At 58.4% G+C, this 11,751-nt stretch carries 2 protein-coding genes; both read left to right on the top strand.

Translation table 11 applies throughout. The features are described from left to right. Positions 1-95: 95 nt before the first annotated feature. Positions 96-10,367, top strand: a complete 10,272-nt coding sequence (locus JF545_RS03825) for a retention module-containing protein (protein WP_206939297.1) — start codon at positions 96-98, stop codon at positions 10,365-10,367. A gap of 271 nt (positions 10,368-10,638) precedes the next feature. After that, a partial coding sequence (locus JF545_RS03820; protein WP_206939289.1) for a retention module-containing protein occupies positions 10,639-11,751 on the top strand: 1,113 nt, incomplete at its 3' end.

Raw genomic sequence — 11,751 nt, 5'->3', positions numbered from 1 at the left:
CCGCCACTGACCATCTAGACACTACCGTCACAAAGCCGCGCGCCCTAGTTTGCTCCTTGAATGACTAATCAACAGCAAGACGCAGGGTAGAAACCATGAATATCACTTCTGTTGAAGGTACGGTCTGGATTATCGATGTGACCGGGGAGCGCACACTCGCACGGTCGGGGGACATCCTGTTGCCGGGCCAACGGCTCATGGCCGGAGAAAATGGGCATGCGACAGTGGCGAGCCGAGATGGACAGGGATCGCTGGATCTGGCTGCAGGTCAGTCGCTTGAGGTTCCTCAGAATGCTGCAGGAGAGGACCTGGTCGTCGAGTTTGATGAAATCCTCCGCTCGCAGGTATCCGCCGACCTTGCCCAGGAAAGCGTCCTCGGTGACAGCCAGCTTGAGGCCTTGCTGACAGCACTAGATGCTGGCGAGGATCCCTTCGATGTTCTTGAGGACCCTGCCGCAGGGCTGGGGGGCGGAGCGGGAGCGAACAACGGGCATTCCTTCGTCCGTTTGCTACGCGTCCTCGAACAGGTATCGCCCCTCGCATACGACTACGGCCTTAACAGCGGTGACAATCAGGAATTTCCTTTGTTTGTCGGTGATATCGTTGACGGCGATACGGATGAAACTCCTGACAATGGGGTGTCGTTGGGAGGCTTGGTCGGAGGGCCCGACGGGAGCGGCCTTGGCGGTGGGTTGGAAGATATCGACGGCTTGCCGCCTGGCATCGATAGTGCCGAGTTGCTGGTGCGTGAGTCAGGTTTGACGGGCGGCAGCGATTCGTCCAGTGGTGCCGCCCAGCAGGCGAGCAGCTTCACCTTCAGCAGTGTGGATGGGTTGGATACGCTTGTGGTGGCGGATGTGGCGCTTACGCTCGCGGACCTGCTGGCCTTATCGTCTGGGCCCCAGTCCATCGAATCTCCCCATGGCGTTCTCTGGTTGGATGCATTTGCAGGTGATGGCACAGGCGGAACCGTCTTTTATCACTACGAGTTACTGTCAGCGGTAGACAACGATACCGTTCCAGGGGCGACCGATGCAGGTTTGATCGAGAGCTTTGTGGTGACGGTCACCGACGTGGATGGGGATACTACGACGGGCAGTCTTGACGTGCTCATCCTGGATGATGTGCCTGACGTCACTGTGACAGGCCCTATCATCGTATCGGAAGGTGAAGAGGTCTCAGGGGTCTGGCAAGAGGTAGAAGGCGCCGATGCCATCGTATCAACACAGGTGGTGGTGGCGGGAGTCGACGGTACCTTTGCGCTGGGTGATGAGATTTCCCTCCCGGATGGCGTGCTTGTCGTTAATGCCGACGGCACCTGGACGTTTACGGCCACAGGTGGGCGTGATCAGACGCTTGAGCGCGCCGTGGAATTCTCGATCGTGGCAACGGATGGTGATGGTGATCAGGCCGTGGCAGACCACCGTATCGTGATTCAGGACGCCGCAGAGCCGACCACGCCTGGCGATGGCGGGGATCCTGCTTCGGCCCCTGGAGAGGTGGTGCTCGACGAAGAAGGTCTGCCTGGTGGTGTGATCGGTGGTCCTGGGGACGTCGCTGGGGAAGTCGTCAGTGTCAGTGGGCAGCTGGGATACGACTTCGGCGAGGATGGGCCCGCCACCGGTGGTGGCTTCACATGGTCACTGGAGGGGTTGCCCCAGCTGACGTCGCAAGGCGAACCATTGACCTATCGGCTGGAGGGTGACGGCCAAGTGCTGCTGGCGGAGACGCCGGATGGCGAAGAAGTGTTGCGCGTTGCGGTGACAGATGTTGCGAGCGGCACCTTTGAGGTGGTCTTGTCGGGTCCCCTGGACCATCCGCTAGGCGACACAGAGGACGATATCGTCTTGGCGGTGGGGTATACCGTTACCGACATCGATGGCAGCACCGCCGAAGGACAGTTGGATCTGCGTTTGGATGACGACTCACCTGTCGTGAATCTCGCGGTTGATGAGGGCACGACGGTGGTGGATGGACAGGTGCTTGCCAGCGAAGGCGAGACCGTCACCGGTTCATGGGTGATTGAGCCGGGCGCCGATGGCGTTGGTGTGATCGAGGTGATGGTCAATGACACGCCGCTGACCTTTACCAGCCTGCCGAATACCAGCGATGAGGTGACGGTAGCGCTGCCCCAAGGTGACCTTACCCTGCGAGGCGATGGCAGCTGGTCCTTTACCGCTGCCACGGGGCTCGATAACTCTCAGGAGCAGGCCGTCAATGTGGTCCTGCGGGTCACCGATGGTGATGGTGACGTCAGCGAAGTCGATATCAGCGCGTCGATTCTCGACGCGGCGGCACCGACCACGCCGACTGACGGTGGGGATCCTGGCGCTGGGCCTGGTGAAGTGGTGCTTGATGAGGATGGTCTTTCGGGTGGCAACGCCGGTGGCGTGGGAGACGTCGCGGGCGAAGCCATTCGGGTCAGCGGGCAACTGGGTTATGACTTTGGTGATGACGGCCCCGCTGCCATTGGCGCTTTCGCGTGGTCGTTGAGGGGGCTGCCTGCGTTGACGTCGATGGGCCAGGAGTTGGTGTATCGCCTGGCCGATGACGGCCAATCGCTTGTGGCTGCCACCGATGCTGGGGTTGAGGTACTGCGTGTGGCGTTGACGGACCTGGCAAGCGGTAGCTTCGAGGTGCTGTTGTCTGGCCCCCTAGATCATCCCCAAAACTCTGAGGAAGACGATCTGTCGATGCGCCTCGGCTATACCTTGACCGACATCGATGGCAGTCAGGCCACGGGTGGCTTGGATATCCGTATCGACGACGACACACCGGTCGCTACGGTCGCACCCGATACCGGCACCCTGGTCGTGGACGGCGTGGTGCAGGCAACGGAGGGGGAGACGGTCACGGGAACATGGAGTATCCAGCCCGGCGCCGATAGTCTTGCCAGTATCGAGGTGTTGGTCAATGGTATGCCGTTGCTGTTTGATCGTCTGCCCGCCGTTAATGAAGAGGCTAGCCTGGCCCTGCCGCAGGGCGAATTGACACTGCGGGGTGATGGTAGCTGGGCGTTTACTGCGGCCGATGGTCTCGATAACTCGGTGGATCAGGTCGTTGACGTGGTGCTGCGCGTGACCGATGGCGACGGTGATATCGTTGAGATAGATATCAGCGGTGAGGTAAGGGATGCCGCGCGCCCAACGACGCCAACGGATGGCGGCGATCCGGCCGCTGCGCCCGCTGAAGTGGTGCTGGACGAAGACGGCCTGGCGGGGGGAATTGCGGGGGGAGCCGGTGACGTAGCGGGGGAGGCCACCTCGGTGACAGGCCAGCTCGGTTATGACTTTGGTGATGATGGCCCCGCTTCATCCGGAGCGTTTGCCTGGTCGCTGAGCGGCTTGCCGGCATTGACGTCCATGGGACAAGCCGTCGCATTTACCTTGTCCAACGATGGCCAGACGCTAGTGGCCGCCACCCAGGCTGGGGATGAGGTGCTACGCGTCACGCTGACAGACTTGGCGACGGGTGCCTTCGAGGTTCGCTTGGCAGCGCCGATCGATCACGCTGAAACCTCGGTTGAAGATGATGTGTCCCTTAGCCTCGCTTATACCCTGACCGATGTGGATGGCAGTCAGGCGACTGGTGGCCTGGATATTCGTATTGACGATGATATGCCGGTGGCAACGGTGGCGCCTGATGCGGGTACCACAGTGATAGGTGGTGTGATTCAGGCTGACGAGGGTGAAACGGTTACCGGTCAGTGGAGCATCCAGCCGGGCGCCGATGGGCTCGGCAGTATCGACGTATTGATCAATGGTTCGCCGCTGTCCTTTGATCGTTTACCCGCTACCAGTGATGAGGTTTCGCTACCGTTACCACAGGGTGAGTTGACGCTGAAAGGCGATGGAAGCTGGTCATTTACGGCGGCTGTCGGGCTCGACAACTCTGTTGCTCAGACTGTCGATGTGGTGCTGCGGGTGACCGATGCCGATGGCGATGTGGTGGAGATCGACGTCAGTGGTGCCATTAATGATGCTGCGTCTCCCACTACGCCCAGCGACGGTGGCGACCCGAATGCGGCACCTGCCGAGGTCGTGCTGGACGAGGATGGGTTGGCGGGTGGCGTTGCGGGCGGTAATGGTGACGTGCCTGGTGCGGCTACGCTGGTTAGCGGGCAGCTTGGCTACGACTTTGGTGATGATGGCCCTGCTGCCAGCGGGGCCTTTGCGTGGTCATTGACAGGACTACCGGCGTTGACGTCCCAGGGGCAGGCGCTGACCTATCGACTGGCGGATGACGGACAGACTTTGGTGGCCGCCACTCAGGAGGGAACCGAAGTACTTCGGGTGTCGGTGACCGACCTGGCCCTCGGGACCTTTGAGGTCAGCCTGTTGGCTCCCCTGGATCACCCGGAAAACTCGGTCGAGGACGATCTGTCGCTCAGTCTCGGCTATACCTTGACTGACCTTGATGGCAGTCAGGCGACCGGTGGACTGGATATTCGCATTGATGATGACACGCCTGTCGCCTCCGTGGTCGCAGATGAAGGTGTGGACGTGGTTGATGGCGTCATCCAGGCGGATGAAGGCGAGACCATCTCTGGTCAGTGGAGTATTCAGCCGGGTGCGGATGGCCTTGCCGGGATTGAGGTGGTGATCAATGGGTCGCCTTTGGCGTTCGACCGCCTGCCCGACAGCAGCGATAGCGGGACGCTGACCTTGCCACAAGGGCAATTGACCCTGAATGGTGACGGCAGCTGGACCTTTACCGCCGCCACCGGGCTCGACAACTCGGTGGGCCAGCTGGTTGACGTCGTGCTTCGGGTCACCGATGGCGATGGCGACGTGACGGAAATTGATATCTCCGGTGAGGTGCTTGACGCCGCTAAGCCAACGACACCGTCTGACGGTGGTGATCCGGCAGCGGGTCCCGGCCAGATAGTGCTGGATGAGGATGGACTGGCAGGCGGTATTGCCGGGGGGGATGGTGATGTCGCTGGAGAAGCCACCCAGATTTCCGGGCAGCTGGGCTATGACTTTGGCGATGATGGCCCCGCTCGGGATGGTGCGTTTACCTGGTCTCTTGATGGGTTGCCGGTGCTCACCTCCTTGGGTGAAGCGGTGGCGTATCGCCTGGCGGATAGCGGCCTGACCGTTATTGCCGAGACAGCGTCTGGAGATGAGGTTCTCCGCATAGCGCTTACCGACATGACGACGGGAGACTTCGAGGTCACGCTGTCCGCTGTTGTCGATCATCCTCAGAACTCGGTCGAAGATAGCCTGTCGCTTGCGGTCGGCTATACGTTGACCGATCTGGATGGCAGTACGGCGACGGGAATGCTCGACATCGTTGTCAATGACGATACTCCCACAGCGTCTGTCACGACGTCCGACGGCACCGAGGTAGCCGGGACGATTGACGTCGATGAAGGTGCGACCATCTCTGGCCAGTGGGCTATCGCGGGTGGCGCTGATGGCTTAGCTGCCGTCGATGTTGTGGTAAATGGCATGTCCTTGCCGTTCACGGCTCTTCCTGGGCCGGCTGATGAGGAAGTGCTGACGTTACCCCAGGGTGATTTGACCCTCAGGGGAGATGGCAGCTGGTCCTTCACTGCGGCCACTGGATTGGATAATTCCAGTCCGCAGGAGGTCAATGTTGTACTGAACGTCACGGACAGCGACGGTGATGTGGTGATGATCGACATCAGCGGGCAGATTCGCGATGTGGCTACGCCGACAACGCCGACGGATGGCGGAGACCCGGCAGCGGCTCCCGCTGAGGTAGTCCTGGATGAGGATGGCTTGGTCGGTGGCAATGCCGGCGGTGACGGCGATGTGACGGGTGAGACGACGTTCGCCAGCGGGCTGCTCGGGTATGAGTTTGGCGATGACGGCCCAGCTGCCAATGGTGCCTTTACTTGGTCAGTGAGCGGTCTGCCGGAGCTGACATCTGACGGCGAAACACTGGTCTACCGTTTGGACGATGATGGGCAGACGTTGCTTGCGGAATCCTCCAGTGGCGATGAAGTGTTGCGCGTCGCCTTGACGGATGTGGTCGCCGGCACCTTCGAAGTCAGCCTGTCCGGCCCGCTGGACCATTCTGAATCGCTTACTGAGGATGATCTGGCATTTTCGGTGAGCTACACCGTCACTGACATCGACGGCAGCACCGCGGATGGGCACCTGGACATTCGTATCGATGATGATACGCCGGTCGCATCGGTGACGCCGGACGCCGGCACGACAGTTGACAATGGCGTTATTCAGACCGAAGAAGGCGCCACTGTCACCGGTGTCTGGTCAATCCAGCCGGGTGGCGATGGTCTCGGCGCGATCGAACTGATGGTCAACGGCTCACCGCTCACCAGTGTCACCCTGCCAGGGCCTGGTGAGTCTACCGTATTGCCCCTTGCGCAGGGTGAACTCACCGTCAATGGTGACGGAGGATGGTCGTTCACCGCCGCCAAGGGGCTCGACAACTCGCTGGATCAGCGTATTGATGTGGTTCTGCGGGTCATTGATGGTGACGGTGATGTCGTGGAAGTCGATATCAGCGCTGACATAGGTGACGCGGTGGCACCGACGACACCTACGGACGGCGGAGACCCAGATGCGGCACCAGCGGAAGTGGTGCTGGATGAGGAAGGGCTTCCCGGCGGCATCGCCGGTGGTCCAGAGGATGTGGCGGGTGAGAGTACCCGTTCTTCAGGGCTCCTCGGTTACGACTTTGGTGAGGATGGCCCGGCCACCAGTGGTGCCTTCACCTGGTCACTGTCGGATTTGCCGTCGCTGACTTCTATAGGGCAGGCTTTGACCTATCGGTTGGCCGATGACGGTCAGACGTTGGTTGCTGAGACGCCAACGGGAGAGGCGATCCTCACTGTTGTTGTGACAGACCTTGCTACAGGCGCCTTTGAGGTCACGTTGACAGGACCGTTGGATCATCTGGTGAGTTCGGTGGAAGACGACCTGGCCTTTACGGTGGGCTATACGCTCACGGATCTGGATGGTAGCACGGCAACCGGCGAGCTCGACCTACGTATTGATGACGACTCACCCGTGGCCTCGATTACCCCGGATGACAATGTCACCGTGGTGGATGACGTGATTCAGACGGCTGAGGGCGAATCCGTCACCGGTAGTTGGGTAGTTGACGCTGGTGCCGATGGTCTTGGCGCTATCGAAGTGGTGGTCAACGGCTCGCCTTCGACATTCACCCGGCTTCCTGCCAGCGATGAAACGACAACGATCAGCTTGCCCCAGGGCGAGCTGGTGATCGCTGGTGATGGTCAGTGGACGTTCACGGCCGCCACAGGCCTGGACAATTCAAGCGAGCAGGGTATTGATGTCGTGCTGCGGGTGATTGACGGCGATGGCGACGTCACCGAAATCGATATCAGTGCAGATATTGCGGATGCGGCTACACCGACGACGCCTACGGATGGAGGCGACCCAGCAGCCGGGCCCGGAGAAGTTGTCCTTGACGAGGATGGCCTGGAGGGAGGTATCGCTGGCGGAGACGGTGATGTACCTGGACGGGTCACCTTGGTTAGTGGTGTCTTGGGCTACGATTTTGGCGATGATGGCGCGGCCAGCACCGGGGCATTCAGTTGGTCGACTTCGGGGCTTCCTGCGTGGACGTCAGAAGGTGAAGCTCTTAGTTATTCACTGGCCGACGGTGGACTGGTACTCCTGGCGTCAACCGCTTCTGGCAGCGAAGTATTGCGCATCGCCCTCGTAGATGTGGCGACTGGCGCTTTTGAGGTGACCCTTTCAGGGCCGCTCGATCATTCGGTCGCTACGACGGAGGATGATCTTGCTTTGTCCGTTGGCTATGTCGTGACCGATCTGGATGGCAGCACGGCGAACGGCGAACTGGAGGTGCGCATCGACGACGATACTCCAGGGCCAATCGCCGCGGAATCCGGCGTTATCAGTGAAGATACCCGTGGGTCTCTCGGCTTGGATGGCGGATATGGAGCAGATGGCTCTGGTGAGTCTATCGGTTTTCAGGATGGAATCGATGGTACCCCCGTTCTCGATATCCAAGGCAACATCATCCTGTTCAACGGCGACGCCTTAGGATGGCAGCTGTCTGCTGATGGGAAAGAACTGGTTGCCCTCACGAGTGATGGCGCTATCGGCTTCCGAGTGGTGCTGGATGAGGCCAACGATAGGTATCTCTTGCAGACCGAGGATGGGGAGCGCTCATTCTTCACGCGTCTGGCTGTGCCTATTGACGGTGTCGACACGATCACGGGGGGCACGGAGGCTATTCTTGATCTGGGAGATCCTGACCTGGACTCTCAGGTGGTGTATTCCGCCACCAACGGTGTGTCTGTGCTGGATGGTGGGCTAGTTGTGGGAGCCGGACAGATCAACGACGGCGATGTGGTTCGCATTGACATGGTCGAAGGCGCCTCACGTGGCTCGTCCGGCGTTTCCTGGGATAACGCTATCCGTGTCGGCGCGTTCAGTCAGACGATCTATGTCGATGGGGTTGCCAATGCCAGAGCTACGTTGATTCTGACGGCTGAGGAGTTCACCCCGGGCGGCGGAACCCCCAGTGATCTTGCGCTGGGGGCCGACGACCTACGGATCTTGGATAGCCGCGGGATTGATGTGTCCAATGAGGTTCGTGTAACAGAGACTGCCGAAGGTCTTAGGGTCGAAGGTATCCAAGATGGTTGGACCTTCGTATTGGTTCGTCTTGAGGGCATGCAGTCGGTCACGATAAAGGAGGGCAACGGTGAGCCATTCCGACTGGGAGACGTAGAGGTCGTCCGTGGTGCTGCACCTGGTGATGCCTATCTCAATCTGGGGCTAACGGCCACTGATGGTGATGGCGATCCGACGTCTGGTGAGTTGGCGTTGGTCGTACCAGGCGCAGGTGAGTTCGTGGTGGCCAGCAATGCCAACAACACCATTACGACTAGTGGTGGGGATGATGTGGTCATTGCCGATACGGGCGGATCCTTTGTCATTGTGAATCCTGCGGGAAATTACAACCTGTCTTTCATACTTGATTCATCAGACAGTATGCTTGCTGAGGTTGAGACATTGCGTCCCGATGGTGCTGGCAACTATACCCGGTTGGAGTTGCTGCAGGCTGCAATGGTTCGACAATTGGAGACGTTGGCTGACTTCGAAGGTATCGTGAACCTTCAGTTAGTCGACTTTGATTCACGGGCTCGTACTCCCATAATTTTTGATAACTTTGGTCGCGACAACCTCGCTGATGCCGTGAGCTATGTTATGGGTATGGAGGCGTCGGGTACCACCAACTTTGAGTCAGCGTTGCGTGCAGGTAGGAACTTCCTGAGAGATATGGCGCAGGAGAATAGCTACGAGTCAACGGCTATTTTTGTCACCGACGGTCGTCCTGTCGCCTGGATCGATGATAATGGTGAAATTGTAATACCTGACCCGCTGCAGGAGGGTACGCTGACGGCCATGGAGGAGGCTATCGGGGTCTACAATGAACTTTTGGAATACGCCGACTCCGTACACGGTATAGGTATTGGTGAAGATAGTCTTGTCGATTATATACGGTATTTCGACAATACAGATGTATTGGGAGAGGATGTCGAACTTACACTTTTGGATGGCAATACCTTCTCCGGTACGGTTGGTGAAGTGGATATCGTGAACACGGAAGAAGGACTTAATCTAGCACTGGATACCGGTTCCAGTGTTTCTGGACTAGAGCCCCTTGGCAACGACCGGGTCTTTGCAGGAGCAGGGGATGACCTCGTGTTTGGCGATACGGTAAATTCTGACGCTCTCTCTTGGACAGACGGGGATACCGGAGAGGTATTCCTGGCCGGCGAGCATGACGGAATGGGATATCTAGGCCTCTATGAGTTCCTGAAATGGTCCGCGGAGCATGGCGATGGTGAGCCTCTTAATCAGGATGAGATAAAGCGTTATGTCCTTGATAATGTCGACGATCTGATGAACTTGAGTCGACAGGATGGGGGTAACGACACGCTGTATGGGCAAGGAGGGAATGATGTCTTGATTGGCGCCGCGGGGCAGGATGTTCTTGTCGGAGGCCGGGGCGACGATGTGATGTGGGGCGGCTTCGGACAGGATAGTTTTGTGTGGGAGGATGGTGACATCGTCCCGGATGTTCCCGAGGTGGACCGTATCGAAGACTTCGTGCTTGGCTCGGGTGACGAGGCCGATAGCCTTGATCTAAGTGGCATTCTAAGCGATGGTGCGGCAGCGGACATCTCGAGCTACCTTATCGCCATTAACGAAGGAGATACGCTTGTCCTGAAGGTGAAGTCTGATGGTGGCATTGACGCTTCGGGAAGTAATGCCGACCTGACGATTGAGCTGGCAGGGCTAGGTGGAAGCGGCTCCGGTGTAGACGTCCTTCAGCAGATGCTGGACGACGGACAGTTGATCGTTGAGTAGCAAGCCAAAGAAGTAAATGGAAGGGGCCTGATGATCAGGCCCCTTTTTTTATGAAAGTCAAGGAGTCTTTTTTGTGGCCCAGTTGATCCGACTTTTCTGGTAACTGGAATAGATGTTGATATAAAAAATTGCTATTGAAATGCTATTTTGCTGAATCGCTTGTGTGCGGATAAAAATGGAAAAGCTAGTCCTTAAGTACAGTGTGGTTTCGCATATTCCTTACTTATCTTGTTGGTAACTAATGAAGGCTATCTAAGATAAGGAAAGGCACATGGAAGATGCAGTTATTGTAGCGATTGTCGGTGAGGCGTGGATTCGTGATGCCTCTGGAAATACTCGCCATGCAAGAATCGGAGATCGCTTGGATGGTGACTGCGTGCTGATCACTGGAGTCGCTAGCTCTGCTACTGTCGATACCGGGAATGGAAGCCTCCCTCTGGTTCTGGAGGCTAGCCAGCAGCTCAGTCTGCCGACATCTCAAGGCGATGCCGAAAACGATGTTTTCGGCGAACCTCTTGATGAGGAGCAGTTGGATAAACTACTGAACGCCTTGGATTCTTCAAATGATTCTAACAACGACCTTGCCCCTCAGGCAGGTTCTGTTGGCGCGGGCGGAGGGGGGAACGAGGGGCACGGGTTCGTAAGACTCCTGCGTATCGTGGAGCAAGTCAGTCCTCTGGAGTATGCCTTCAATGGTTTAGTCGGCGATGATATTTCTCCCAGGGCTGGCGGTGCGAATACCCATGACGGGGACACTGAAAATCGTCGTGATGAGACCCCTCCTAGGTCTCTAGGTCTGAACGTTGTATTAGATGAAGATGGGTTGCCTGGAGGTATTGCGGGCGGTCCGGAGGATGTGCCAGGCATTGCTGTCTTTGTGACAGGCACACTTGGGTATCGCTTCGGTGCCGATGGGCCTAATGCCAGTCAGGCCTTTACCTGGACCACTGCTGGTCTGCCCAGCGTGACCAGCGGTGGTGAAGCGGTCACCTGGTCGGTGTCCGGCGACGGTCTTACCCTGAGCGGTACCGACGCCTCTGGCAATGCGGTGTTGACGGTTGAGGTCACCAATGTTGTTACCGGAGCTTATGAAGCTACTCTGCGTCAGGGGCTGGATCACAGTGACCCAGCGGTAGAGGATGATATCGATCTTGTTCTTAAGTTTACGATTACTGATGGAGATGGTGACAGTGTCAGTGGCTCCCTCAAGCTGACCGTCGATGACGATATGCCGGTAGTGAGCATCACCGGTCCTGACGAAGCGGATCCGGACGGCGGTCTGAGCGGTGGCTGGACGACCTCCGGCGGTGGCGATGGTCAGGGTGAGGTGGTGATCACCGTGCCCGGCGACACCACCGAGTATGCACCCGGTACGCCCATCGAC

The organism is Halomonas litopenaei, from assembly GCF_017303055.1.
GTDB lineage: Bacteria > Pseudomonadota > Gammaproteobacteria > Pseudomonadales > Halomonadaceae > Halomonas > Halomonas litopenaei_A.
The sequence above is the reverse complement of the archived record's forward strand: the minus strand, read 5'-3'. Positions and strand labels throughout refer to the sequence as shown.

What these genes read in the sequence shown, in the direction of transcription:
- JF545_RS03825 (WP_206939297.1), top strand. Translation starts at nt 96, where the DNA reads ATGAATATCACTTCTGTTGAAGGTACGGTCTGGATTATCGATGTGACC.